We start from the raw sequence: 24,294 nt of genomic DNA, 5'->3' as shown, positions 1-24,294 counted from the left end.
AAAATACTTGTTTTGTATGACAATCGAACGAGTTCCCCAAAAACACTATCCCAAGGCTGAGATTGGGCGACGAGGTATGGCATTGGGACTTGATTTCCTTGGTGTCTGGTTAATCAGTTCCCTACTGGGAGGCAGCGATATCGGGATTCAATTTGTTGAAATCTTAGTTTTTGTAATACTTTGGCTGGTTTTGCGGGTGCTAGTGGTATACAACAATCAAGGGCAAAGTTTAGGGCGTTGGGCGTTCGATTTAAAGGTGTTGTCAGTCGAAAATGGAGAAGTAGTGGGCAGAATTCCAGATTTGCTCTCACTAGTGAAGCGAGAAGCGATTATCGGCTTGGGTGCTTTATTATTGTCAATTGCCCTGAGCAATATTAGAGCCAATCCCACTGCTATACTGCTAGTAATTCCCCTAGCAATTGATTGCGGGACTGCCTTCTCTGATACCCAGATGCGGCAGGCTTTACACGATCGCTATTGTGGAACTTTCATTGTTTCGTCGCGTCGTGGCTACTCGCTCGATATAAAAATTAAAAGATTAGTTGAAAATATGCGGCGTAATGTGAGAAGATAGTCATTTGTGTTAATTCTCTTCAGGCTTCACTGTTTGTAAGATTATGGCTAAGAGTAAAGGTGCCCGCATTATTATCACACTAGAGTGTACTGAGTGCCGGACAAATTCAGATAAGCGTTCTGCTGGTGTTTCACGCTATACCAGTACTAAGAATCGCCGCAACACCACCAACAGGCTAGAACTGAAAAAGTTCTGCACCCACTGCAACAAACATACCGTTCACAAGGAAATTAAGTAAAAAAGATGAGTTATTTCCGTCGTCGCCTTTCTCCGATCAAGCCGGGAGAACCAATCGATTATAAAGATGTTGATTTATTGCGTAAATTTGTCACCGAGCGAGGAAAGATACTGCCACGTCGGATTACCGGGCTTACGTCTCAGCAACAGCGAGAGTTGACATTAGCAATTAAACGTTCGCGGATTGTAGCTTTGTTGCCATTTATCAATGCGGAAGGCTAAAAAGAGGAGAGACGCGATTAATCGCGTCTGTACAGGAGTTAAGAATTAAAACTCCTAACTCCTAACTTAAAACTATTTAAACTGTTTACCAAATTAGAGTGCGAGAGTTGTGGAGAAGGGGACGCTAGTTGAATTTAGGGTTCAAGGCGATCGCCGTCTGGGCATCGTAGAACGTCCAGACGGAAAAACCCGCTGGTTTGTGGTAGACGAACGTGGCCAATCCCACAGCCTCGCGCCTAGACAAATAACCTATACAGTTACCGGGCAGACGTACAAGCCCTCAGAGATTGCCAATTTTCTGGAGCAGATCAAGCCTTATTTAGATCCATCTAGCTTAGAAGTGGCTTGGGAACTACTGGTTGAGGATGGGGAAACAGTCACCCCTGACCAAATGGCAAATTTGCTATTTTCAGAATCAGCCGCGCCTCCTTGTTACGCCGCCTACTGCTTGTTATCAGACGACAAACTTTATTTCAAGCAAAAAGGAGACGCTTACGAGCCGAGAACTGCTGCTCAAGTGGCAGAACGCAAACACCAACTGGAAGTAGAGGCACTAAAAGCTAAAGGACAGCAGGAATTTTTAACTCGTGTAGAGCAAGCACTCAAAGGTGAAGCAGTAGAGTGGGGGCGCCACGATCGCCAGCGCTTAGAAGGACTAGAAAAATATGCAGCGCTAATAGCTGACACCGTGCGGACGGGGGTTAATTATGACTCCTTGGCTCGTGCTTATCCGCCCAGCGCTCCAGTATTAGAAACTATGACCATGCTGGGACGGCCCACAACACCCCAAGGAGCCTTTCAACTATTGGTAGATTTGGGTTGCTGGAGTCCTTATGAAAACTTGTTCCTGCGTCGTTCTTCAATTCCGATTCAATTTCCTCATAAGGTATTAGAAGTGGCGCAACAGCGTTTGGATTTCCCGCCGATTGACTCAGATACAAACCGCCTTGATCTGACTCACCTGAAGGTTTACACCATTGATGATGAAACTACCACAGAGATCGACGATGGTCTAAGTTGTGAAGTACTGCCCGATGGACGGGAACGCCTGTGGGCGCATATCGCCGATCCCACTAGATGGTTAGTACCGGAAGATGAATTAGATTTGGAAGCCAGAAAGCGCGGTAGTACTGTCTATTTACCTACGGGAATGATTCCCATGTTTCCAGAAGTGTTGGCAACTGGGCCAATGAGTCTGATCCAGGGAAAGGTTTGTTGCGCCCTCAGTTTCGGGATTGTTTTAGGTACAACTGGGGTAGTAGAAGATTACAGCATTCACACCAGCTTGATTAAGCCGACTTATCGCCTCACCTACGAAGATGTAGATGAAATGCTGCAATTACGGGTACAAGCAGAACCGGAAATTGCTGCGATCGCAACTTGGGCACAGCGGCGTAAAGCTTGGCGTTACGCCCAAGGGGCAATTAGCATCACCATGCCCGAAGCGACGATCAAAGTCAAAGGTGACGAGATTAACATTGACATTTTAGACGATTCCCCATCACGGCAACTGGTAGCAGAAATGATGATTCTTGCCGGTGAAGTTGCGGCTCGTTATGGTAAAACTCATAACATACCTTTGCCCTTTCGCGGTCAACCGCAACCAGAATTACCTCCAGATGAGGAATTGCTGCTACTTCCAGCTGGATTCGTTCGCGCTTGCGCCATGCGTCGCTGTATGCCCAAGAGTGAAATGAGCATTACGCCTTTGCGTCATGCTGGTTTGGGCTTGGATACTTACACCCAAGCAACCTCTCCCATCCGCCGCTACAGTGACTTACTCACCCACTTCCAACTGAAAGCCCATTTACGGGGTGAAGTTCTACCATTTTCTGCAGATCAACTTAAAGAAGTGATGATGACTGTGAGCAGCATCACCCAAGAGGTGACGATGGTGGAACGACAAACTAATAGATATTATGCACTAGAGTATTTACGCCGTCATCCAGAGGAAACTTGGGATGTGACAGTGTTGATGTGGCTGCGAGAAGACAGCAACTTAGCCCTAATTTTGTTAGAAGATTTGGGCTTGCAGTTGCCAATGGTTTTCAAACGTTCTGTGAACTTGGGCGAACAGATAGTCGTGAAAGTTAGTCACGCCGATCCACAAAAAGATATGATCCAGTTTCAAGAAATAATTTATCAAGAAGCCCAAACAGCGGCGAATTAACTTTGCTCCAACTCCTTTCGGTTAGGATATAGAGTAAATGGAATGAGGTAATAATTGTGAATGTATCTTTGACCCCAGAACTGGAGCAGTTGGTTAAGGATAAGGTTAATAGTGGTCGATACCACTCAGTGAGTGAGGTGATGGAGAAGTGACGCCTGGTGTAAAAATGAATTTGCAACAAAAAATCACCATCTCCCAGTTACTTGAAGAAATGGGAGTAGATATTATTGAAGTTGGTTATCCAGGAATTTATCAAAAAGATTTTGATGAAGTCTTTAACATTTCTAAAATAATTAAAAATTCTATTATATGTGGGCTAGCTAGTTCTAAATTCAAATGAAATAATCACTGTTGCTGAAGCAATTAAACCAGCAATCAGAGGTAGAATTCACACTTATACTCCGGTAAATCTTAAAAATCAATCTAAATTAAGCAAAGAAGAAGTATTAGCAACAATCAAAGAGAGTGTTTCTCTCGCACGCAATTACTGTGATGATGTAGAATGGAGTGCTTTTGATGCTCCTAGAAGTGAGCCAGATTTTTTGTGTAAATCTATTGAAACTGCAATCAAGAGTGGTGCTACGACTGTTAGTATTCCTGATAGCTTAGGTTTGGCATCGTCAGAAGAGTTTTCGCAACTTCTACAAATGATTTTTAATCGACTACTAAATATTGATCGAGTTGTCGTTTCAGTACACTGTCATGATGATTTGGGTATGGCGGTAGATAATTAACTCATTGTTATACAGCGAATTCGGAGTTTATGAGGTACAGTAGGAGCAATTTGTAAACCAATTTTTGAGGTGTTCAGGATTAATTAATTCCATCGCTATTTTTATTAAAACATCGACTCCAGATGCATTTTTTGGAGAAAATTGTTTCAGAAATGCTTTTAACTGTGACCACCAATGTTCGATGGGGTTAAATTCAGGGGAATAGGGAGACAGGTACAGAACACTTGCACCAACAGATTCAATTAAGGGTTTAATTTCTACGACTTGATGTGCAGGAAGATTATCCATTACAACTACTGCTCCAGTCCATAATTGTGGCAGTAAAAAATGTTCGATAAAGATTTTATATGCATTCCCATCCATTGAGCCGTTTAAAGTCATGACAGCTAAAACTTTCTTTAAGCTGATTCCCCCAATTACACTGACTTTTGCACCTCGATAATATGGTTGAAAATCATATACTCTACTGCCGCGATCGCTTCGGGCATGAGTTCGGGTCAAACCAAGTCAAACACCCATTTCATCAATAAAAACAAGGTTTTCTGGGTCTACTTGTTTGACTTTCTCCCAATACTCTATTCTCAACCTTTGGACTCTTTCTGTTTTCGCTTGACTACTCCTAACGGTCTTTTTTTTCGTGTTAGTTTTTGTTTTGGCAATGCACAGCACATTACACTTGCACATACCCAAACGTTATATTTTTCTCCAAAATACTCGCAGTATTCTAATAAAGTTGCGTCTCGATGGCTTTTAACCATTTCAGCTAATTCGCTATCGTACTCATCCAATTTACCCTTCATTGTCCCACCTTGCTTTTTAGGTTCTAGATGACGTTGGGTTCTTTTTAGCTGGAGGAACTTTTGTACATAACTTTTCGCTACACCAAATTGAACGGCTACTTTTCTGACCGAAGTATCACCTCTTTCATACGCATTTACTATTTTTGAACGCAAATCGATTGAGTACGGTTTCATTATAGTTCTTGATACACTATTACTTAATGTACCTCACAAACCTCGAAAGTGCTGTAATTTGTGGCGTGAGGCAAATTGAATGTGCAATTAATGGTTTGGGTGCGAGAAAAGGTAACGCAGATTTCAGTCAAGTTGTAATAGAGGTTTTAAAACAGGGAAATTATCAAATTGATATTGACACCTCATTAATTAATAGAGTCTCAGATTTAGTTAACGAAATAACTGGAATTAAAAAGAAAGAAGAAACCTAAAATATTATCAATACAGGTTCAGCTAAACTGAGGTCAGTAGGTATGGCTAAAGCGATCGACTGCGAAAGGACTCAAGTCGATCGAGACTGGTCTGTTAAGCACCAAATCGGCAGCGATCGCACCAGAGTAGGGTCCTACTTGCAGCCCATACCCACCATGCCCAGTGGCAAAATATACATTCTCAAAGCCAGGTACTTGCCCAATAAAAGGTTCAGTATCCTGGCTCTGCGGACGAAAACCGATACGCACATCCTGTACAGTGGCAGACTCTAGTCCGATCGCCATTCGCAGCCCTTCGTTGATAATCTCCCGCATCCCGCCTATAGTCACACGATAGTCATAGCCGACATTATCGCGTGTTGCGCCCACCACTATGCGATCGCTCGGAAAAGTCAGGATGTAGTGTGTAAATCCCATAACAATAGACCATCCTCCAGTCTCAGTGTTGGGAACAACTAAATGGGCGATTTGGCCACGCTGTGGATACACTGGCATCGTTATACCGAGTTGCTTGGCTAGCATGGCTGACCAAGCGCCAGCAGCAACAATTACTGCTTCGGCAGCTATAGTCTGGCCTTCCACCATGACAGATGTCACTTTTCCTTTATCAACCACCAACTCAGCGCGACCATGAACTAGAGATCCACCGCGCCGACCAATTGCCCGTTCCAGTGCGCTACAGAGTAGTTGACCGTCAACACGAGCAGCTTCAGGAATATGAATCGCAGCCTTAACTGGGCTGAGGGCTGGAAAGAAGGATCTAGCAGTGTCGGAATCGACTATTTTGGCATCTCCGATGTGATTAAATCCAGCTGTCCAGCGTTCCTGGATTTGTTCCAGTAACTTCGACATTTGGGACGCCTCTTCGTCGGTAGTAGCAACATGAAGTGCCCCCACCTTCTCATACCCAGTATGGTATTCACCGTCCTCAGCCAGACTTGCAATCAACTTGGGGTAATAAGCGTGGGCTTCCTTTAAAAGCGGCAGAATCGGATCGCTAGACGGGAACCGATTGCCCGGCGATAAAATTCCTGCACCCGCCGTCGTAGCTTTGCCTTCATCAGCCTGATCAACCAGGACTACTGGCACGCCATAACGCGTTAGTTGGTACGCAGCGCTCATACCCACAAGTCCACCACCGATTACGACTACCACCTTGAAGTCCTTCTGCAATGGGATATTGTTTGATTTGGAAGTTCTTAACTTACTACTGCTTCAGCTTTTTCCTCTGCTTTTTCCTTAACTAACACATAAGGCTTTTCTGCACCTTGTGCTAAATACTCAGCTAGCTGACTTTCAATTTGATCGCGCACGATTTGGCGATACTCCAGAAAATGCTCGTTGTGGGCGCAAGCAGAAATGTAATGTTCAATCACTCCAGGGTTACGCTTGAGAATGCTGAACAAATGATGCCAGAATTTCCAGCGGGTTTCCCGTTTGATTCCTTGTCGCCAAATTACAATCAGCAACGCTTTTACAACTACCCACTCTGGCATTTTTGCTGGGGCTTTCCAACTCGGCAAACCCATCATCAAGAAACAGCGATAGGTGCGATCTAAGTACTGTACTGGGTCGTATAAAGTACAGAATGCTTCAATATATTCTCTGGCGAGTTCTTCCAGGGGACGGGTGGGGAGGAAGTTCATCAATGTTGTTTGGTTGATGTTGCCATCTTGATTTTCCCGTAATCGTCCTTCCTTTTTCAGGCGATGCCAAAGCGCAGTATTAGGTAACGCTTGTAACATGGCAAAGGTAGTTGAGGGAATTGCTGCTTGTTCAGCAAAGCGGACAATGCGATCGCCTGCGCCTGCTTTTTCGCCATCAAACCCAATAATAAACCCAGCCATTGGGCGCAATCCCGCTTTGATAATGGTTTCCACTGCCTCAGTTAGGGAACTGCGAGTATTTTGAAACTTCTTAGTCATTTGCAAACTATCCTCATCCGGCGTTTCGATTCCCAAAAACACCGCCGAGAAACCAGACTCAACCATCAACTCCAACATTTCTGAGTCTTGTGCTAAGTCAATTGAAGCTTCAGTGTCAAATCGGAAGGGATACTTGTGTTCTGCCATCCAGACTTTTAACTCTTTCAGCAACAATTTCACATTTCGCTTGTTGCCAATAAAGTTGTCATCAACCATGAACACACCCCGCCGCCAACCCAATTCATAGAGACAATCTAACTCTGCTAACAATTGGGCTGGGGCTTTGGTGCGCGGTTTACGCCCGTAGAGAACAATAATGTCGCAAAATTCGCACTGGAAGGGACACCCACGCGAAAACTGCACCGACATCATGTCATAAGCGTTCAATTCTAATAAATCAAAGCGGGGTATTGGTGTACTTGTGACATCAGGTTTTTCTGTGGCGCGGAAAGTCCCAGAAGTTTCACCCCGTTTAATTGCCTCAATAAACATGGGCAGCGTGATTTCCCCTTCATCCAGAATTAGAAAATCTGCACCAACATTTTCCACTTCGTGAGGTACAGAGGTGGGGTATGGGCCGCCAACTGCGACTAGTTTGCCACGTTTTTTTGCTTCCTGGATTTGCTCAAGTAAATCTTGTTTCTGGACAATCATCGCCGAGAGAATTACTACATCTGCCCATGCCCATTCTGCTTCTGTTGCGGGGCGGATGTTACGATCAACCAGTTTGAATTCCCATTCTTGGGGCAAAATTGCGGCTACTGTTACTAAACCCAGAGGTGGTAATAAAACCTTGCGATCGACTAACTCCAAGATTTTTTCATAAGACCAAAAGGTTTTGGGAAATATTGGATACACTAACAAGATTCGCATGTAGTATCAATCCTCACACTTTGATTGTTATCCCACTCTAACGAAAATAAAGAGTTATTGACTTTTTATTAAAGTTGTTTTATTTTACCATTGATATTTTTAACTCAAATCAAGGGACTGGGGAGCAGAGAGGAAAGAGGTAATTTTCCATTCTTCACCCATACTCAATGACGCTAGTCGCTAATGGAGAAAACCCCAGAGGCTCTCTACGAGATTAGGATAATTTTCTGCTAATATTTTACAAACGTTGTCAAAAGCCACAGATTATAATCAATCTTTAGCCTTTTCAACACCGCTAATTTTCAAAACATCACTCATGGTTGCACAATAATTTGGCAAGCCGAAACTATCGGGATTGATGAATTTTTCATAGGTAAAATGCCGATAGTTCATACAAAATCGATCCCAAGCGGCCATCCGAATGCGGAACAGAAGAATAATCAAATTAGCCAATGCTATAGATATGGGAATGTGAAAGTAAATCTTTTTGCCCAGATAAGCACAAACTTGTTTCACTGCTTGATTAGCAGTTAATGGTGCTTGACCTAAAACAAGCCGACGTGGTTGATCATTTTTCGCAGGATGATCGATCAAATATCGCACGACAGTGGCAATATCTCGTCCGTGGATAAAGTGAAAACTGCCATCTGCTTCCAAAAAGCGAATCAAATTAATATATTTCGTAACTTCTGGAATGCCAGATGTGAGGTGAGAATAGGGTTTTTTGGCATCACCGCCCAATACTAAAGTGGGAAATACTGTGGTAATTTTGGGTGCGATCGCTAATTTTTCTTTTTTCTCTAAGCACTCATATTTAGAACGGATGTAATCTGTCCCAATTTCCCCGGCTTCTTTTAATGGTTGATTGTAGCGATCCAAAACGCTAGCTGTAGAAAAATAAATCACCTGTTGGCAACGTTCTGGATCTAGCAGTTCGAGCAACTCTATAGTCTTGACGACATTAATATCAAATGTCTCATCACCACCCCAAGCTGTGGCTGTGAGTACCGCCATATCAATTGTGGATAGCAAATCGGCAAACTGGCGAATATTTTGCATATCACCTTGTAAAACGTTGATGCCTGAACGTGCCTTGGTATCAACTTGCAATTTGCTTGGGTTCCTAACTAGTAGATACAGTTCGTGATCTGTTTCTTTAATTAAGGCTTCTGTTAAATAATGACCTACACAACCACTTGCACCAGTCACTAAAATACGTTTCTGGCTCATAGAGAATTTTTCAAAATTTAGGAGTTAAAACTAAAGAGTTAAGAATCAAGTTAAAAGTTCCGAATCAGGAGTTAAAAATAAAGTTAGGAGTGAGAAGTGAGGAGTTAAAAATAACTTTGCACTTCGCAACTGATAACTCCTAACTGATAACTCATAACTCATAACTCATAACTCATAACTCCTAACTCTTAACTCCTGCAAGATTCAATTCTTTTGCTGTTTCAAAGAAGAAAGCGACATTTTCTTCGGGAGTTTCTGGTAAGACACCGTGACCGAGATTGAGAATATGACCCCAATTACCAGCTTTGCGAACGGTATCGAGAATACGATCGCGGATAAACTGTTTAGAGCCGAATAGTACGCCTGGGTCAAGATTTCCTTGAACTTTCACTTGCTTACCCAATCTGGCTCGTGCGTCTGCCATATCTACTGCCCAGTCTACACTGACAATATCAGCGCCAGATTGTCCCATTCTTTCCAACACACCTGCACTACCGCTAACTAGCAGAATCAAAGGTGTATCAGGATGGGTTTGCTTGACTTGTTGGAAAACTCTCTGCTGATAGGGGAGAGCAAAAGTATCATAATCTTGAGGACTCAATTGACCCGCCCAAGAATCGAACATTTGCACAACTTGAGCACCAGAGTCAATTTGGTAGCGGGCATAGATGGCGATCGCATCTGCTAATTTAGCTAACAGTTGATGCAATATCGTCGGATCTGAGAATGCCATGTTTTTGATGATGGAGTAGGTTTTAGAACCTTTTCCCTCAACTGCATAAGCTGCTAACGTCCACGGCGCACCCACAAAGCCCAACACGGTTGATTTATCCCCTACTTCCGAACGCAGCGCTTGCAAAATTGTTTTGATAAATGGTAGAGCTGCTTCTGGTTCTAAAGGATGCAGACGCTCAATTTGTTCTTGAGTGCGGAGGGGCGAATGAATGATTGGCCCTTTACCTTCGGCAATATCCATGTCAATGCCCAAACCAGGTAATGGGGTGACAATATCAGAAAATAAAATTACTCCGTCTGGTTGGAAGGCTTTCCAGGGTTGCAAGGAAACTTCAATTGCTACTTCTGGAATTTCGGAGCGATCGCGAAATGAAGGATACTTATCTCTTAAGTCTCGATATGCTTTCATATATCGTCCCGCTTGTCGCATCATCCATACAGGGGGACGATCTACTACTTCACCACGAGCAGCCCGTAAGAGATGAGGAGTTGTTAAAGAAACACCCATTTATTACTTCATCCTATTTATGCCACTGTTTAGCTTATCATTCTGGGATTACGCTTTTCCAGCAGGTTTTTAAGAAAAGGTGAGTACAGGGCACAATAGTAATATTTTATAATATTTTAAATATTTTGGATATGAGCGCTCGGTTGGCTTGACTACAGTATTAATGCCAGCAAGCGCTACAAGTTATTGTTTTTTTGGCTTATCCCATGAAATCATCGCTTTGATTCCTACGTAGAAATGTACCTCTGGCTCATGCATCAAGGGAACGCATGAGGAAAACTGCATGACAAATAACAAATGTGTCTCTACGCTTGACGTAGAGACACATCCTTAAGGATTTTCAATCAGTATCGCGATCGATTTATCCTTTCACTGTCGCTTTATGTTGTGAGCGTTTGAAGAGTGAAGTCATACCACAAGCACCTATTGCTAACACACCTAACATCGCATTAGGTTCGGGAACACTCTCGGCTAGTCTATAGGCGTGGTTATCTGTTTCAAAAGCAACACCATTTGAGCGCATCACAACTCGGTCAAATGTTTCTCCTGTATCAGCTACTAGATTGACAAACATATTAGCTTGAGAGCTAGTCCAACTACCATTAGCTATAGCATTTGGCACATCTGCACCACTGAAAGTCTTTAACTTCTGATCACCTTTGTAAATGTCAACAAAGTTGTAATCATCCAATGAACCTGCATAAAAACCGAAGTAATTAACAGCTTCTTTGAATTTAATATTGACAAAACCACTGTCGCCTGCAACATTACTACCTGAAGGAGAAATTGTTAGAAATTTGGTATTATCTCCATAAGGTGAGGCGTATTGACCAGATACACTACCTTGAACAATGTTAGAAGTAATATTAGAATAAGTAACAAATCCATTAGGATCATTTGCTGTGCCATCGTCAAAGGTGACAGTTTTGGCATCAGCGTAGCTAGAAAACGGGCCACTGTTGACTTGCAGAGTTACGGCACTAGCTGGATTCGCACTCATGACTACAGCAGTTGTTCCGAGTAAAGCCAAAGAGATTTTTTGCAGCATTCTAATAATAAACCTTGAAGAACACAAAGAGAATTAAGACTGAAATTTTCTTGAAACCTAGCTATGAAAGGCTGGTTTCATTACTCCAACAAATTAGAAGAAAATCACAAAGATTATTAGGTCTTTAGATATGAATGTTGTTGGATAAGACAAGCTCAAAGATATAAGTTTATCTTGATGCCTTGTGATACTATTTTGATTTTTATAACTCGCAAAAGATACAGTGTATATACTAAAATATTTTTAAAGATTAAGTGAAGGTTCTTGTGCAATTGTAGTGGGCAGAACAAACGCATCTAAATTACTCTCGATCGCAACCAAGGTTAAGAACCAACAAAAAAATCACCATTTCTCGTTTGGTTTAGTTTCCAAGATTCAAAACGATGTCTATGACAAGTTACCCCTAAATGGATAGGTTAATAAGATTATTTCCGACTCTATTGAGAATAAACTTATATTATTGACATAATATTCTCGCCTTAGAGAAGTGACTAGTGGCGAGTGGGGAATGGAAAATAGGGACTGGTGATTGAGAAATAGGGTAAAACAAGAATCAATATTTAATTGAGAATTCGGCATTGGGAATTAGTTATTCTCCCCCTGCTCACCCTACCTCCCCGATCTCCCTATTCCCTCACTCCCCTAACTTTTTATGCAAACTGACTCTAACAGTCCCGATCGTGTTGCATCTGGTAATAATGAGCCTAATCCAGGAAAGTTTTTGATTCCGCGATCGCAGCGACAGAGGTTCTTTATTCAGTTTACCTTAATGACCCTCATTGGATGGGTTGTAGGTGGCGTTGCCAGTATTGCCTTAGAGAAAATTATTCTCCAAAGTCTCTCACCTAGCGTTGCTATCCAACCACAAACATGGAGCATTTTGGTCAGAAGTCTCAGTAATGTTGTATTTGCCGTGATTTTTGCTGCTGACCAAGCACTTGTTATTTACCGATATTTACCAGGTTGGCAGTGGCTATTTGCTACTAGTGTGGGTTGGCTGATTGCCAACGGCGTTTCTACAGCCTGGATTAACTACATTTCAACCATTGCCTCATCATCTTCTGAAGATACTTTGATTTTTGGATTTTTGTCTGCGATCGCATATATAATCTCTGGAATTTGGCTAGGGATTTGCCAATGGCTAGTATTGAGGCGATATACAGCAGACATTTGGTGGTGGAATTTTTTACCCTCAATTTCTTTCTTCTGGATCACTATTTTGGTTTGGTTACTTTTTATTATGCAAAATTTGATTCCAGAAACTTACCGTACTCCCATACTATATTGGAGTGGACAAGGATTGACAGCAGTTATTTTGGGAGCCATACCAGCAATTGGTTTGTGTACATTGAAAAGAAATTTACATCCTAAAACTGGAGTTTCTTCCTAATTTTTATCGATATATTCCATAACCTTAATATTTATGACTCGCCCGCCCATTCTCCAACTCGGTCAAAGTTATACATTTAGTAAGTATTTTGAATTACCTTATGCCCCAGCAGATATCTTGGCGGAACTAGGATGTAGTTACGAACGGGCATCACTACAACTACCACAATATGCAGGTATAATTGACTATTTAGAGTTTTTACAGCGTTACTTACGGCGGAATATCATGCGCGTAAATCCTATCAGTGAAGCTGCAAAACGTGAAGTTTTAATTGCTCCTATTTTGTTGGAAATTTGTGACCAAACGCAAACTCAACTGAATATTGAGTACCCGATTAATGTTAGCGAACAACTAAAAGGAAGTTTTTATTACTATATTTCATCTTCCAATTCACTGTTAGTCGTTGAAGCCAAGCAATCCGATTTAAGCCGGGGGTTTACTCAACTTGCAATTGAATTGATCGCACTCGACCAATGGACAGATTCGCAAACACCAACTTTATATGGTGCTGTAACAAATGGAGAAGATTGGCGATTTGGAATATTTTATCGGCAAGATAAACGAATCATGCAAGATATCAAACTTTATCGCGTTCCAGAAGGTTTGGAAGAATTAGTGCGAGTGCTTGTAGGAATTCTTACCAATGCTAGTAGTTAATTATCTACTTAAGTCACTGCACCCCAGAGGATACAACCAGTTCCCCAATCCCTAGTACCCAATACCCAGTCCCATTTATTTGTCATCCCAAATTAGCTCTAAACGCTCTTGTGATATCTTCAGCGCTTTTTCCGCAGACTCTCCTAGCAATGTAGCTTCTATAGCTCGACCAAGACTATCAGAAAGACGGTTATATCCAGCAATAATCGGTCGAGCGCCAGCCAAAGGAATTTGTTCCACAAACACTTTTAACAAAGGTTTTTGGTTGATGAATTGCTGATAAGCTTCACTTTGAGTAGCTTTAAAGTTAATTGGTAAAAAACCGGTGCCGATACTCCATTCTTTTTGGAATTCTTCACTCAAAACATACTCTAAAAATTTGAGTGCAGCTTGCTCTCTTGCTGGTGTAGTCTTCATCAAATACATATTTCCAGTAGCTGTGGCTGTAGCAGGCTTCATATTTCTAGGTATAGGAAATACGTCAAAGTCAACATTGGACTTCATTATATAAGTCCAAGGGCCTGTAATCTGCATAGCAACGCGACCTGCAATAAAAGCGTCTTCTTCATAACCTCGCTCTGGGGAAGAAAGTGTTGCTGAACCATCTTTTAATAGGTCTTGCCAAAATTGTAAGGCTGCGATCGCTCCTGCATTCGTCAAATTCGGACGGTTATTAGTAACAACTTCTCCGCCAGCACTCAATAAAAAGGGGAACCAACTAAAGACTGTCCATTCTTCCTTTCCTAAAGGCAGTAATATTCCGTACTGTTCAGGTCGATTATCACCATTGCTGTCTATAGTTAATTTTTTGGCGACTTCCCTTAACTCTTCCCAAGTCTTAGGAATTTGCGTAATTCCCGCAGCTTGGAAAAGTTTAGGTCGGTAAAAAATGCCTAAATTGCTCGTGTAGAGTGGGATTGACCAAAGATGACCGTCTAATTTTAATTCTTCCCATAGGTTGGGGTTAATTTCCGACTTCAATGGCGATTTATCTAGCCATTTTTCTAAAGGTTGAATTGCCCCTAGTTCGATAAACTGACCTGTCAATTGAGGGTCGAATGACAGAATATCTGGAGGTGCATTGCCCACAACTGCTGTTAATATTTTTGGCAATTGGGGTTGACCTATAAAGATAGATTCTACCTGAACATCAGTATGAGTCTGATTAAATTTATCTACTAGTTTGTTAAATACATTCCGATTAGTAGGGGGATTGATTGATTGCCATAAACTCAGATGAATTACTCCGTCATTCTTCTCAACTGTCCCCTGACAACCAGATAAAAATATCAAAAATATACTTAGAATAATTTTTATCAGCGAAAGCCGCCAAACAGAATTGGTCAACTGGCGGGAAAAATTCGGAATTAGGGATTGGAAAAGGGTAACTTTCATGTCAATTTTTAGATTTGTTGGGCAGCTATTACTTCACCAAAATAGTGCTGAGTAAAAAGTAAAATTAATTGCACTCAGCATATATATATGGTAGTCGCGCCCCTAAATTTATTTTTTTCGAGATACGTAGTGGAGGCAGGCGCACAGGAAGGGTTTCCCGACTTGGGCCGACTGCTGTCAAGAAAAAATATTGCTCCAATATACTACATTTTGTCTCAATGTTTACGAGTGCTAATAAGTTAAACTGCTAAATATTTATTGTATAATCTAATACGTTAATTTCCTTGTGACATAACTTTTATGGTAAATTCTACCACGCCCTCTTTCTTAAGTAGCTTTTTAGAAAATTCATTTCACTTCAAGCATCATCTACAAGATTTTTTACATTTAGATATAGAAACCGTAGAGACAAAGTTAGCAGCAGCACAAGAAGAAATAAAAAACTTAGGACACAAAGATTTTAATTGGCAAGAAGCAAGTGCTTTCTATCGTGAGAAAGTAGGAGAACTTTACTTATTTGAATTGGGAGCTTGGCATCTGTCAAGTCATGAGTATATTGGAGATATGTTGCGGTTGATTGCAGATTTTGCCCAAGGTCGAGTGTTAGATTTTGGTGGTGGAATAGGAACTCATGCCCTTGGCGCTGCTCTTTGCCCACAAGTTGAGCAAGTAATCTATTATGATATTAATCCGATCAATCGTGATTTTGTTCAGTATCGAACTGAAAAAATGGGACTGGACAAAAAAATAGTTTTTGCTCTTGAAATGCCTGCAAAAGATAAATTTGATACGATTTTATGCTTTGATGTTTTAGAACATTTGTTAGATCCTAGCCAGCAGTTATTACAATTTTATCAAGCTTTGAACTCTGATGGTAAGATGATAGTGAATTGGTATTTCTTTAAAGGTGTTAATCAAGAATACCCTTTTCATTTAGATGATCCTAAAGTAGTAGAAACATTTTTCCATACACTTCAGAGTTACTTCTTAGAGGTTTTTCATCCTTACTTGATTACAACTCGCTGCTATAAGAAGCAGAGTTAAATTCGACTTCATGTCTTTTGGGTGAAGCCATACCAAAACCTAATAAGTACGTTGTTTAGGTGAAAAAATGATGTTTATAAAAATATATTAACGATAAAAATGTACCATAAATTATTATTGATGTCTACTCCAATGGGTGCGCTAGGTTCAGGATTGGGAGGTGGAGTAGAGTTAACGCTATTTAATATTGCTACAGAGATGCTACGGCGAGGACATAAATTAAAAATTGTTGCACCACAAGGGTCTATTAGCAATTCATTACCTATTAGAGAAATTCCTGGAGAACTAATACAGATACCAGCGCAAAATCAGAGTCGTAGCGATCCGATTGTTCTGTATAAAAATTCTGTTTTAGCGAATATGTGGGATTATGCTCGTCAAGTGCAAGCAGATTATGATTTGATTGTGAATTTTGCTTATGATTGGCTGCCATTGTATTTAACACCCTTTTTTAACACTCCCATCGCCCATTTTATCAGTATGGGTTCTTTAACAGATGTTATGGATCAGATTATTGAACAAGTAGCAATCAATTTTCCGGGTACTATTGGTGTTCACAGTCAAACACAGGCAGCAACTTTTACATTTACAGAACGGTGTATTTGTCTGCTAAATGGTTTAGATTTATCTATTTATCAATTTTGTCCCGAACCAACTCAGAGCTTGGCGTGGGTAGGTAGGATAGCTCCTGAAAAAGGACTAGAAGATGCAGTAGCAGCAGCAGAAATAATCGGAATTCCACTGAAAATATTCGGTTTAAAACAGGATGTATCTTACTGGGAGAAGATTTGTCGAGAATACCCTAATGCTCCTATAGAATATGTCGGATTTTTACCAACGGTTGAGCTACAAAAGGAGCTAGGTAAATGTCAAGCACTTTTAGTAACTCCTCGTTGGATAGAAGCATTTGGAAATGTAGCAATAGAAGCGCTTGCTTGTGGAGTGCCTTTAATTGCTTACCGTCGGGGTGGTTTAACAGAAATTGTCCAAGAAGGCAAAACTGGTTTTTTGGTGGAACCTGATAGTGTCCAAGGTTTAGTAGAAGCTATTAAGCATTTGGATGAAATTGACCGCCAAGCTTGTCGTCAGCAAGCAGAAACTTTATACTCTTTAGAAGCTATGGGCGATCGCGTAGAACAATGGTTTCAAAAAATCCTGAAAAACTGATATAGTACTAATCAATATCTGCGCTCAACTATGGCGCGTAGCTTGCCGCCGTAGGCATCGCTAATATTCCCGCATCTCCATCTAAAGTTACCTCTACACCCACTGGTAAGGCTGCATTGGGATTATCATGCCCAAAAGGCAAATCGGAAACAATGGGAATACCCAAATCACCCAAGCGATCGCGCAATACTTCTTCTACACTAAAACTAGATATAGTTGGTGGCGCTTCACAGCGAGTAAAACCGCCCAACGCAATACCGCAGACTTGAGACAAAGCACCACTCAAACGCCACTGTGTCAGCATCCTGTCAATCCGATAAGGTGCTTCGGTAACATCTTCCAACGCCAGAATTACACCATCTAGATGTGGCAGGATTGGTGTACCCAAAAGGTGAGTAGCTACCGTGAGATTCCCTGGTAACAAAGTACCATTAACCACACCACCACCCCAACCGCAACCTTTGAGAGGCGTGAAAGAACTATCTTCTATCCAATCGAATAATCGCTTAATTGACCAATCTGGCTCATCTACCAAAGTTGTCATTACAGGGCCGTGAACGCCGGAAATTCCTGCTGTATAGAGGCTCCATAATAAAGCTGTAATATCAGAAAAGCCTATGAGCCACTTGGGAAGCCCTGAGTTTGGCCAATTCCAATTTTCTAAAATGCGGGTGCTGCCAAAACCACCTCTGGCACAGAGAATACCACGACAATCAGGATCTTGCCATGCTGCTGCTAGCTGTTGACGGCGATTTTCGTCTGTTCCGGCTAAATAACCCCATTTGTCATCTATCTGGGGACTGACTTGTAATTGATAACCACGCGATCGCCAAATTTCTAGACTCTGTTTAAATTCCTCAAATTCTCGCAAAGCACCACTAGGAGCAATTACTCGTAGTAAGTCTCCAGGTTTTAGGGGCGGTGGTAAGATTTTGGCTGGCATGAAACAAGTTAGGAGTGAAAAGTATAATATTAACAATGCTGCAACTGTGTTAACAACACAACAACTTCATCAATTGCTTGCCGTATAACTGTTGCAGACTGATCCGACTGATTGACGATAATACTAAAAACCAGCGGCTCATACTTCGGCGCATTCATATATCCAGATAGAGAAACTACACCCGTTAACGTACCTGTTTTTGCTTGCACAATACCCTCAGCAGGTGTATCTTGAAAGCGACCCTTCAGAGTTCCACTTTTACTAGCCACGGGTAAAGATGCGCGATATATATATGCTGTTGGGGTTTTTGCCATTCCCCGCAGAGTTTGTACAAAAGCTTCTGGTGTCACTAAGTTACGACGTGATAAACCTGAACCATCCACTAAAATATAATTTGCTGGATCGACACCCAATTTAGTTAAACTTGCTTTGACAACTTCTAAACCGGCATCAGCACTAGTCTGATTTTTGAGTCTGATTTTTTTCACAGCTAATGCTCTCAGCAATGCTTCAGCATAAAGATTATTACTATTTTGAAGAGTTTCTGCTAATAATTCAGCTAAAGGTGGTGATTCTACAAATGCTATTTCCCCTTGATTCACACCACCATTTACTACTAATGTTTGTCCCACAGTAATTTTTTCTGTTGCTAAGGCAGTACGGAAGCGTCGTAAGAAGTAATAATTAGGATCGACTACAGGCAAATCTATTAAAGATGGTTCAGAATTCGTTGTCAGTTGTCCTTGAATTTGTAATACTGTTCCTGACAATTCGCGGGTAACATTGACATAGCTTGGTTGATTTTGGGGAACGGTTACTGACTGATTAATTATCCGCCACTGTTTCGCTTCGCCAGGATCAATCCATACCATTTGCAAAGATTTACCTACAGCTTGTGGTACAAGTTTGAAGCTAAAAATATTTTGATTCAAAATAAAGCTGCTGACTGGTACGCCATCACTTGACTGCACATCTTCCCATTGCCAGGTGGGATTAACAATATTACCTTGAATATAACTATCATCAGCAATCAACTGCTGAATTTGGGTAATACCTTTCTGTTTTAACTGCTGTGCCAATTTTCGCAGTTCAGTATCACTTAAGCTAGGATCTCCCCTACCGACAACACGTAAAACACCATTACCATTCTGATAAATAGAGGTGCGAATCCGAAAATTAGCACCCAATTCCTGCAACGCAGCTGCTGTTGTCAGCAATTTGAGGTTAGACGCAGGAGTAAAATATTTTTGAGCATCTCGACTGTAAAGAGTTTGTCCGGTTGACAGAGGTTGTATCAAAATTCCCCAGCGCCCCCGACTAAATAAGGGACGATTGATTACAGCATCTATTGCTGTTCCCAGTTGGCTAGAGCAAATTGATTTTGTGGTAGTTCTTGGTGCAACTGGGGTTTGTGCTTTCGCAACTCTAGAACTAAATCCTATCTGGCTAGTCAAAAATATTAACAAAACACCCAGTGGTTGATTTAAAATCTTAAGTCTTACCAATTTTCCTTATCCCAAAGACAGATATTTTTACCTTGCGAACAATTTCTTTCCGGAGAGAGAAGAATTGGCTCAGTAAAGTTACTTAATTAGTATAGGGAAGATGTTCACATGTTTCATATATACGCGATGTCTACGACGGGCTGCGCCTACGCACAAACATAATTTATGGGACTACAAAATAGAAACCTAAGTCAACTACAGAAACACGAAATCGAGGCAATGGTGTGAGTACATTTTTATCTGGTGTAGCTGTATTACTCTCTACTTTGGCTTTGGGATGTAGCGGCTATGTAGCTTATGAAGTTTTCACGTTGCGGCAGACACTAAATACTACTAATACAGCCAGTAACACCATTCCCACTCAAATGCCAAGTTCTACAGCTACAACTTCTCCACAAGCAACAGTCTCTCCATCCCCAGCTAGTGCTACAACTTCAGCAATTAGCCCTGGTCAATTTGTGCAGCCTGCTTTTGGCAAAAAGGCAGAAGTTGAGTTACTTTCAGCAAAACGCATTAAAGATCCAGAAACTGGAAACCGTGATGTGGTAAATCTGCAAATGCGTATTCGTCGCCTTGCCACAGACGGAGTTGTTGGTAGCGATATTATATCGGTTGCTAGTACAACAGCCCGCAATCCTGACACTAGCGTAACCTACAAAGGAGTTGCTCTTAATCGCTCAACAGGAAGCGTTTCTTTGTTCCCAGTACGTCCACAAGCCTCCGCAGATGCTTATATCTGGCTAAGAGTTCCCGATGGTATCAATAATTTGGACATTTTTGTGCCAGATACAGCCGCATTTAAAAATGTACCAATTTCATTTTAGCTAGCTAACTGATATCAAATAACTCCCCATCAAGGGGAGTCAGTAGTGATTAGTCGATAATGGTACTGGAATTCCCAAGGATATACAAAAGCGATTATTTGACCCCTTCTTCACCACTAAATCTGTCGGTAAAGGTACTGGATTGGGGCTATCCATTAGCTATCAAATTATTGTAGAAAAACATTGTGGTCAACTGCAATGCATATCTACTGTAAAAGAAGGAACTGAATTTATTATTACAATTCCTGTCCAACTTAATTCATGACAAATTAGTTAAAAAACCTCTATTTTTGGTAAACAGTAATCGCTCAAGGATATTTTACCCTTTTATTCGACTACTACGACGTGTAGGTGGCTGTGGTGGAGGTGGTTCCTGAGATTTTAGCTTGTCATCATCAGTCAAAAATTCTACATGGAAACCCTTTTGGTGATAGTGCCAACCCAAGATGACAATACTAGCATCACCCATAGAAGTCTTTTCTACAGCTTGATTGGGGAATTTAGCGGCTAAGTTTTTCAATTCTTCCTCCTCCCAAAGAACAATTTGCTCACGGAACTTAGCCCAAGGTGTGGTTTCATCAGCTGCATAAGTCATAATTTCGGCAAATTTTTCAGCTGCTATACGTTTACTTTCTGAATTTGCTGTTTTAGCCTGTGCAATGTGATTACCTGTTTCTATAACAGCAGCTAAAGGTAGTACCAGCGTTGTTGATTTGGCGATTTCTACCTGAATTTTTTGATTTACACGCTCAAAATCCCATTCATTATTACCAGCAGTTTCTCTACCTGGAACTTTTAACCAAACGCATAAAAGCGATGTATCGATGAGTAGCACCTTTCTCATATTAGTAACTATTCATTACGAGAAAGGCTTCTTTCAATTGCACCCTTAGTTGTCATATCGCCCAAAGAATATGATGCAAATAACTTAGAGAAATTGTCAATATCTTCTAAAAGTGTAAGCTTGCTTTCTCCAGTTTCAGAATCGCGGTGTGCGACAACCACAAAAGGAACTATCTCTGGCCCTAAAGCATCAAGTAAAGCTGGATTATGAGTAGTTATTAAAATATCAATTTTTCTTTTCTGACCAATTTCTCGTAATATTCTTACAAGTAATTCTGCACGCGAGGGATGAAGTCCGTTGTCTATTTCTTCAATTACTATTTGACTACCCTCTGGTCTTGTGAGTAATGCTGTGATAATTGCTATAAAGCGTAAAGTTCCATCTGACATCGTTCTAGCATCAATTTCTGTAACATGACCAGGTTTCCATTCTTCCTGACAGTAAAGCATTGCATCAGTTTTAAGTCTACCAACTGGTTCTGCAAATACTTTTTTAATATCGCCTTCTGGGAAACCTTTGATGTATGCTGATAGAGTTGATTCTACTTCGGCTTTTTGTTCACCATCTAATGCTGCTAGTACGCCAGCAATATTTGAACCATCGCTTTCTAAATTGTCAGATAAGCGTGAAAAATCTCGCATTGCAGAAGGTATAGGGTTTAAGACAAAAGGTTTTTCTAATGCTTTAATAACAAAATAAGTAATTTGTCTAATTTTTTCAGAAACAGCTTCATGATTTTTTAAATGATATTTTTTTTGAATAATATTTTTTATACCTTTTCCTGCTGCTATACCATTTCCTTCTGCTACATTTAATGCACTTCGGTTAGGAATAAAGCTATCTTTATCTCTAATTGAAAACTCACTTAAAATATTTGATTTTTCAGATCGCACATCTAGTATTTGTATAAATTCTTTTACAGCTAATACTACAGGTTGTGTTTGGATTTTTATTGCATACAGATAATCAGTATTTTCATCATCACCTTGAACCAGAAAATTTAACGTGAACTCAGTTTCTGGTTTCAGTGCTGCCCACTCTACACCACCTCTAATAGATGAAAGTGTTTTATTTCCTGCTAAGGCTGCTTCAATATTTTCACCTCTAACTATTCTTTGTAAAAATTCAAAAGCTTCAACCACATTAGACTTGCCACTCGCATTTGTCCCAATCAAAATAGTCAATGAGTCAAGTGGAAGCTCCGCATAACGAAAACTTTTCCAATTTTCAAGAATGAGTTGCTTAAGCATGATCAGCTCCAAAACTCTACCTACTTAAATTTAGCTCCTAACAGTGGCGTAAGCAAAGCCCGCCGCAGGCATCGCACAAGATTTTTATTCTTCAACATCTCACCAAAAACAGCAAAGCCAGCAGACAAAGTAAAAAATTGCGTAATTACTCTATCTAACTGGCTACATCTCACTGTGATTTTGGCGATTTATTTTTCTGGCGGTAAATCTACACTGTAAAGAATTTTCCCAGCCAAGTTACGCAGTGTTACCGTCATCACTTTTGTATTTCCATCAATTTTAACTCCTCCAAAGAATTGCAAACCTTCACTTGGTGGTCGATTTGCTTTTGTACCTGGAGGAAGGCTTTGAAATACTAATTGTGGGCCAAAAGTATTTTCCAATTGGTTAGGCCCAAATGTACCAGAGTTAAGAGGCCCGGCGACGAACTCCCAAAAAGGCTTAAAGTCGGTAAACTGTGCTTTGGCGGGGTCGTAATAGTGGGCTGCTGCATAATGTACATCAGCAGTTAACCAAACAACATTCTGGATATTCTTGTTTTTGATAAATCGTAGTAAATCAGCAAGTTCTAACTCTCTTCCTAAAGCTCGACCATCTCCATTAGCCCAAGCTTCAAAGTCCGTGCTACCGTCTCGAACTATCAGCCCCAAAGGCATATCACTAGCAATTACTTTCCATGTTGCTTTTGATGACAGCAATTGCCTTTTCAACCATTGCACTTGTTTTCTGCTTAAAAAATCTGTTTCTTTACTTGGTATCGGCTGATTATTGGGACTATTTGGCCCTCGATAGGTACGCTCATCCAGCATGAAAATGTCTAATAATGGGCCATAGTTGAAAGAGCGATAAATTTTCGCTTTATGTGGATTATTGCTTTCATATCCAATAGGCAGATATTCTAAAAATGCTTGTCTTGCTCTTTCGGCTAGCAAGTTAACATCCTTAATTGTATAACGATCATCGTTGAGGATAATTTGCCCAGGATACCAATTGTTTCTGGTTTCGTGGTCGTCCCACTGTGCCAATATGGGAATTTCAGCATTGAAACGCTTGATATTTTTATCCAGCAAATTGTAAATATAGTTGCCACGAAATTCTGTGAGAGTCTCTGCTACTTTGGATTTTTCTGGTGTAGTGATGTTTTTCCAAATTGTGCCGTCATCTAAAGTCACTTCTGATTGAATCGGGCCATCAGCATAAATATTATCGCCAGAATGGATGAAAAAGTCGGGATGAAGTTGGCGCATAGTTTCATAAATTTTCATCCCACCAAAATCGGGATTAATCCCCCATCCCTGACCGGCGGTGTCGCCACCCCAAACAAAGAATACATCTCGTCCAGATTTGGGGGGAGTTCGGAAAGTACCTTTGACAGGAGCGCTGTAAGTGCCTTGATAATCTAAATCTTGGAAAATTACCCGATAAAATAATTTTTGGTCTGGTGGTAGATTCTTCAGATAAAGTCGTGCTGTAAAGTCGCTATTTTTTAAAGCATTAGGCCCCACAACGCGCTGCACATTGCGAAAAGATTCGCTGGTAGAATATTCTACGATCATTTTGGTGGGGCGATCGCTCCGACTCCAGATGACAATGCTATCGTTAGATATATCGCCGCTAGCTACTCCATAAGGTATGCTAGGACGCATTTTATCAGAGGTGATGATTGCAGGTGCTTTGCCAAAAGCTGGTGATTTAGCTACAAGATTTGTGGAAATAATTCCACCGGCTGTGATAGCTGAACGTAGCAAAAACTGACGCCGATTTAGCTTCAATGGGTGATGAGATGCCATACTA

The 24,294-nt window shown here is 41.0% G+C and carries 25 protein-coding genes and 1 pseudogene; 13 read left to right on the top strand and 13 right to left on the bottom strand.

Annotated elements, in window-relative coordinates; translation table 11 throughout:
- The first annotated feature begins 16 nt into the window (after positions 1 to 16).
- From V7L12_RS12655 to V7L12_RS12630, 6 genes are all read left to right on the top strand, one after another.
- Positions 17 to 574 carry an RDD family protein gene (locus V7L12_RS12655; RefSeq protein WP_335084576.1) on the top strand — a complete coding sequence of 186 codons (558 nt, stop codon included), beginning with the start codon at positions 17 to 19 and terminating at the stop codon, positions 572 to 574.
- Positions 575 to 617: 43 nt separating this feature from the next.
- Positions 618 to 812 carry a 50S ribosomal protein L33 gene (gene rpmG / locus V7L12_RS12650; RefSeq protein ID WP_012411241.1) on the top strand — a complete coding sequence of 65 codons (195 nt, stop codon included), beginning with the start codon at positions 618 to 620 and terminating at the stop codon, positions 810 to 812.
- Between the two features lie 5 nt (positions 813 to 817).
- Positions 818 to 1,033 (top strand): 30S ribosomal protein S18, encoded by a 216-nt coding sequence (gene rpsR, locus V7L12_RS12645; protein WP_012411240.1) that lies wholly within the window; start codon positions 818 to 820, stop codon positions 1,031 to 1,033.
- A 109-nt stretch (positions 1,034 to 1,142) separates the two neighbouring features.
- Positions 1,143 to 3,203 (top strand): ribonuclease catalytic domain-containing protein, encoded by a 2,061-nt coding sequence (locus V7L12_RS12640; RefSeq protein ID WP_335084575.1) that lies wholly within the window; start codon positions 1,143 to 1,145, stop codon positions 3,201 to 3,203.
- A 148-nt stretch (positions 3,204 to 3,351) separates the two neighbouring features.
- Complete coding sequence (locus tag V7L12_RS12635; RefSeq protein ID WP_335084574.1) at positions 3,352 to 3,543, top strand: hypothetical protein; 192 nt, start codon at positions 3,352 to 3,354, stop codon at positions 3,541 to 3,543.
- A 1-nt stretch (position 3,544) separates the two neighbouring features.
- On the top strand, positions 3,545 to 3,937 hold the full coding sequence (locus V7L12_RS12630; protein ID WP_335084582.1) for a hypothetical protein: 393 nt from the start codon (positions 3,545 to 3,547) through the stop codon (positions 3,935 to 3,937).
- 27 nt (positions 3,938 to 3,964) lie between these two features.
- On the opposite strand, the gene V7L12_RS12625 is transcribed toward V7L12_RS12630, so the two are convergent.
- Positions 3,965 to 4,438, bottom strand: a complete 474-nt coding sequence (locus tag V7L12_RS12625) for a transposase (RefSeq protein WP_335084573.1) — start codon at positions 4,436 to 4,438, stop codon at positions 3,965 to 3,967.
- 80 nt (positions 4,439 to 4,518) lie between these two features.
- A complete protein-coding gene (locus V7L12_RS12620; RefSeq protein WP_335084572.1) occupies positions 4,519 to 4,911 on the bottom strand; it encodes an IS630 transposase-related protein in 393 nt (130 codons plus the stop codon).
- A 26-nt stretch (positions 4,912 to 4,937) separates the two neighbouring features.
- On the opposite strand from V7L12_RS12620, the gene V7L12_RS12615 reads away from it, so the two are divergent.
- Complete coding sequence (locus V7L12_RS12615; protein WP_335084571.1) at positions 4,938 to 5,162, top strand: hypothetical protein; 225 nt, start codon at positions 4,938 to 4,940, stop codon at positions 5,160 to 5,162.
- Between the two features lie 33 nt (positions 5,163 to 5,195).
- On the opposite strand, the gene V7L12_RS12610 is transcribed toward V7L12_RS12615, so the two are convergent.
- The 5 genes from V7L12_RS12610 to V7L12_RS12590 form a co-directional block, all read right to left on the bottom strand.
- Positions 5,196 to 6,317: an NAD(P)/FAD-dependent oxidoreductase gene (locus tag V7L12_RS12610; protein WP_335084570.1), complete on the bottom strand. Its 1,122-nt coding sequence runs from the start codon at positions 6,315 to 6,317 to the stop codon at positions 5,196 to 5,198.
- Positions 6,318 to 6,361: 44 nt separating this feature from the next.
- On the bottom strand, positions 6,362 to 7,960 hold the full coding sequence (locus tag V7L12_RS12605; RefSeq protein WP_335084569.1) for a B12-binding domain-containing radical SAM protein: 1,599 nt from the start codon (positions 7,958 to 7,960) through the stop codon (positions 6,362 to 6,364).
- A gap of 270 nt (positions 7,961 to 8,230) precedes the next feature.
- On the bottom strand, positions 8,231 to 9,190 hold the full coding sequence (locus V7L12_RS12600) for an NAD-dependent epimerase/dehydratase family protein (protein ID WP_335084568.1): 960 nt from the start codon (positions 9,188 to 9,190) through the stop codon (positions 8,231 to 8,233).
- A 181-nt stretch (positions 9,191 to 9,371) separates the two neighbouring features.
- On the bottom strand, positions 9,372 to 10,433 hold the full coding sequence (hemE, locus tag V7L12_RS12595; protein WP_335084567.1) for a uroporphyrinogen decarboxylase: 1,062 nt from the start codon (positions 10,431 to 10,433) through the stop codon (positions 9,372 to 9,374).
- 361 nt (positions 10,434 to 10,794) lie between these two features.
- Positions 10,795 to 11,481: an Npun_F0296 family exosortase-dependent surface protein gene (locus V7L12_RS12590; protein WP_335084566.1), complete on the bottom strand. Its 687-nt coding sequence runs from the start codon at positions 11,479 to 11,481 to the stop codon at positions 10,795 to 10,797.
- A gap of 652 nt (positions 11,482 to 12,133) precedes the next feature.
- Here V7L12_RS12590 and V7L12_RS12585 point away from each other — a divergent pair.
- Together V7L12_RS12585 and V7L12_RS12580 are read left to right on the top strand one after the other, a co-directional pair.
- Entirely contained in the window at positions 12,134 to 12,871 is a 738-nt protein-coding gene (locus V7L12_RS12585; RefSeq protein ID WP_335084565.1) for a hypothetical protein, read from the top strand.
- Positions 12,872 to 12,904: 33 nt separating this feature from the next.
- Complete coding sequence (locus V7L12_RS12580; protein WP_335084564.1) at positions 12,905 to 13,528, top strand: hypothetical protein; 624 nt, start codon at positions 12,905 to 12,907, stop codon at positions 13,526 to 13,528.
- A gap of 75 nt (positions 13,529 to 13,603) precedes the next feature.
- On the opposite strand, the gene V7L12_RS12575 is transcribed toward V7L12_RS12580, so the two are convergent.
- On the bottom strand, positions 13,604 to 14,923 hold the full coding sequence (locus V7L12_RS12575) for an ABC transporter substrate-binding protein (RefSeq protein ID WP_335084563.1): 1,320 nt from the start codon (positions 14,921 to 14,923) through the stop codon (positions 13,604 to 13,606).
- A 300-nt stretch (positions 14,924 to 15,223) separates the two neighbouring features.
- Here V7L12_RS12575 and V7L12_RS12570 point away from each other — a divergent pair, with 300 nt between their 5' ends.
- The gene (locus V7L12_RS12570; RefSeq protein WP_335084562.1) at positions 15,224 to 15,967 is read left to right on the top strand and encodes a class I SAM-dependent methyltransferase; all 744 of its coding nucleotides are present in this window, start codon (positions 15,224 to 15,226) and stop codon (positions 15,965 to 15,967) included.
- A gap of 99 nt (positions 15,968 to 16,066) precedes the next feature.
- Entirely contained in the window at positions 16,067 to 17,134 is a 1,068-nt protein-coding gene (locus V7L12_RS12565) for a glycosyltransferase family 4 protein (protein WP_335084561.1), read from the top strand.
- A 28-nt stretch (positions 17,135 to 17,162) separates the two neighbouring features.
- On the opposite strand, the gene V7L12_RS12560 is transcribed toward V7L12_RS12565, so the two are convergent.
- Together V7L12_RS12560 and dacB are read right to left on the bottom strand one after the other, a co-directional pair.
- A complete protein-coding gene (locus V7L12_RS12560; protein WP_335084560.1) occupies positions 17,163 to 18,077 on the bottom strand; it encodes a S66 peptidase family protein in 915 nt (304 codons plus the stop codon).
- A 29-nt stretch (positions 18,078 to 18,106) separates the two neighbouring features.
- Complete coding sequence (gene dacB / locus V7L12_RS12555; RefSeq protein ID WP_335084559.1) at positions 18,107 to 19,582, bottom strand: D-alanyl-D-alanine carboxypeptidase/D-alanyl-D-alanine endopeptidase; 1,476 nt, start codon at positions 19,580 to 19,582, stop codon at positions 18,107 to 18,109.
- Positions 19,583 to 19,806: 224 nt separating this feature from the next.
- Between dacB and V7L12_RS12550 the strand changes: the two genes are divergently transcribed.
- Positions 19,807 to 20,406 carry a hypothetical protein gene (locus V7L12_RS12550; RefSeq protein WP_335084558.1) on the top strand — a complete coding sequence of 200 codons (600 nt, stop codon included), beginning with the start codon at positions 19,807 to 19,809 and terminating at the stop codon, positions 20,404 to 20,406.
- A 49-nt stretch (positions 20,407 to 20,455) separates the two neighbouring features.
- Positions 20,456 to 20,671 (top strand): annotated as a pseudogene (locus tag V7L12_RS12545) (sensor histidine kinase); the annotation flags it as partial.
- A gap of 54 nt (positions 20,672 to 20,725) precedes the next feature.
- On the opposite strand, the gene V7L12_RS12540 reads toward V7L12_RS12545, so the two are convergent.
- The 3 genes from V7L12_RS12540 to V7L12_RS12530 all read right to left on the bottom strand — a co-directional run bounded on the left by V7L12_RS12540 (position 20,726) and on the right by V7L12_RS12530 (position 24,290).
- Complete coding sequence (locus V7L12_RS12540) at positions 20,726 to 21,250, bottom strand: hypothetical protein (RefSeq protein WP_335084557.1); 525 nt, start codon at positions 21,248 to 21,250, stop codon at positions 20,726 to 20,728.
- A gap of 8 nt (positions 21,251 to 21,258) precedes the next feature.
- Positions 21,259 to 22,500 carry an AAA family ATPase gene (locus V7L12_RS12535; RefSeq protein ID WP_335084556.1) on the bottom strand — a complete coding sequence of 414 codons (1,242 nt, stop codon included), beginning with the start codon at positions 22,498 to 22,500 and terminating at the stop codon, positions 21,259 to 21,261.
- Between the two features lie 188 nt (positions 22,501 to 22,688).
- Positions 22,689 to 24,290, bottom strand: coding sequence for an alkaline phosphatase D family protein (locus tag V7L12_RS12530; RefSeq protein WP_335084555.1), 1,602 nt, complete (start codon positions 24,288 to 24,290; stop codon positions 22,689 to 22,691).
- Positions 24,291 to 24,294: the final 4 nt, after the last annotated feature.

The sequence above is a fragment of the Nostoc sp. genome, assembly GCF_036918245.1.
Lineage (GTDB): Bacteria > Cyanobacteriota > Cyanobacteriia > Cyanobacteriales > Nostocaceae > Nostoc.
The sequence above is the reverse complement of the archived record's forward strand: the minus strand, read 5'-3'. Positions and strand labels throughout refer to the sequence as shown.

What these genes read in the sequence shown, in the direction of transcription:
- rpmG (WP_012411241.1), top strand. Translation starts at nt 618, where the DNA reads ATGGCTAAGAGTAAAGGTGCCCGCATTATTATCACACTAGAGTGTACT.
- V7L12_RS12585 (WP_335084565.1), top strand. Translation starts at nt 12,134, where the DNA reads ATGCAAACTGACTCTAACAGTCCCGATCGTGTTGCATCTGGTAATAAT.
- V7L12_RS12655 (WP_335084576.1), top strand. Translation starts at nt 17, where the DNA reads ATGACAATCGAACGAGTTCCCCAAAAACACTATCCCAAGGCTGAGATT.
- V7L12_RS12565 (WP_335084561.1), top strand. Translation starts at nt 16,067, where the DNA reads ATGTACCATAAATTATTATTGATGTCTACTCCAATGGGTGCGCTAGGT.
- V7L12_RS12590 (WP_335084566.1), bottom strand. Translation starts at nt 11,481, where the DNA reads ATGCTGCAAAAAATCTCTTTGGCTTTACTCGGAACAACTGCTGTAGTC.
- V7L12_RS12600 (WP_335084568.1), bottom strand. Translation starts at nt 9,190, where the DNA reads ATGAGCCAGAAACGTATTTTAGTGACTGGTGCAAGTGGTTGTGTAGGT.
- V7L12_RS12560 (WP_335084560.1), bottom strand. Translation starts at nt 18,077, where the DNA reads ATGCCAGCCAAAATCTTACCACCGCCCCTAAAACCTGGAGACTTACTA.
- V7L12_RS12615 (WP_335084571.1), top strand. Translation starts at nt 4,938, where the DNA reads ATGTACCTCACAAACCTCGAAAGTGCTGTAATTTGTGGCGTGAGGCAA.
- rpsR (WP_012411240.1), top strand. Translation starts at nt 818, where the DNA reads ATGAGTTATTTCCGTCGTCGCCTTTCTCCGATCAAGCCGGGAGAACCA.
- V7L12_RS12580 (WP_335084564.1), top strand. Translation starts at nt 12,905, where the DNA reads ATGACTCGCCCGCCCATTCTCCAACTCGGTCAAAGTTATACATTTAGT.
- hemE (WP_335084567.1), bottom strand. Translation starts at nt 10,433, where the DNA reads ATGGGTGTTTCTTTAACAACTCCTCATCTCTTACGGGCTGCTCGTGGT.
- V7L12_RS12605 (WP_335084569.1), bottom strand. Translation starts at nt 7,960, where the DNA reads ATGCGAATCTTGTTAGTGTATCCAATATTTCCCAAAACCTTTTGGTCT.
- V7L12_RS12530 (WP_335084555.1), bottom strand. Translation starts at nt 24,290, where the DNA reads ATGGCATCTCATCACCCATTGAAGCTAAATCGGCGTCAGTTTTTGCTA.
- V7L12_RS12575 (WP_335084563.1), bottom strand. Translation starts at nt 14,923, where the DNA reads ATGAAAGTTACCCTTTTCCAATCCCTAATTCCGAATTTTTCCCGCCAG.
- V7L12_RS12540 (WP_335084557.1), bottom strand. Translation starts at nt 21,250, where the DNA reads ATGAGAAAGGTGCTACTCATCGATACATCGCTTTTATGCGTTTGGTTA.
- V7L12_RS12570 (WP_335084562.1), top strand. Translation starts at nt 15,224, where the DNA reads ATGGTAAATTCTACCACGCCCTCTTTCTTAAGTAGCTTTTTAGAAAAT.
- V7L12_RS12535 (WP_335084556.1), bottom strand. Translation starts at nt 22,500, where the DNA reads ATGCTTAAGCAACTCATTCTTGAAAATTGGAAAAGTTTTCGTTATGCG.
- V7L12_RS12620 (WP_335084572.1), bottom strand. Translation starts at nt 4,911, where the DNA reads ATGAAACCGTACTCAATCGATTTGCGTTCAAAAATAGTAAATGCGTAT.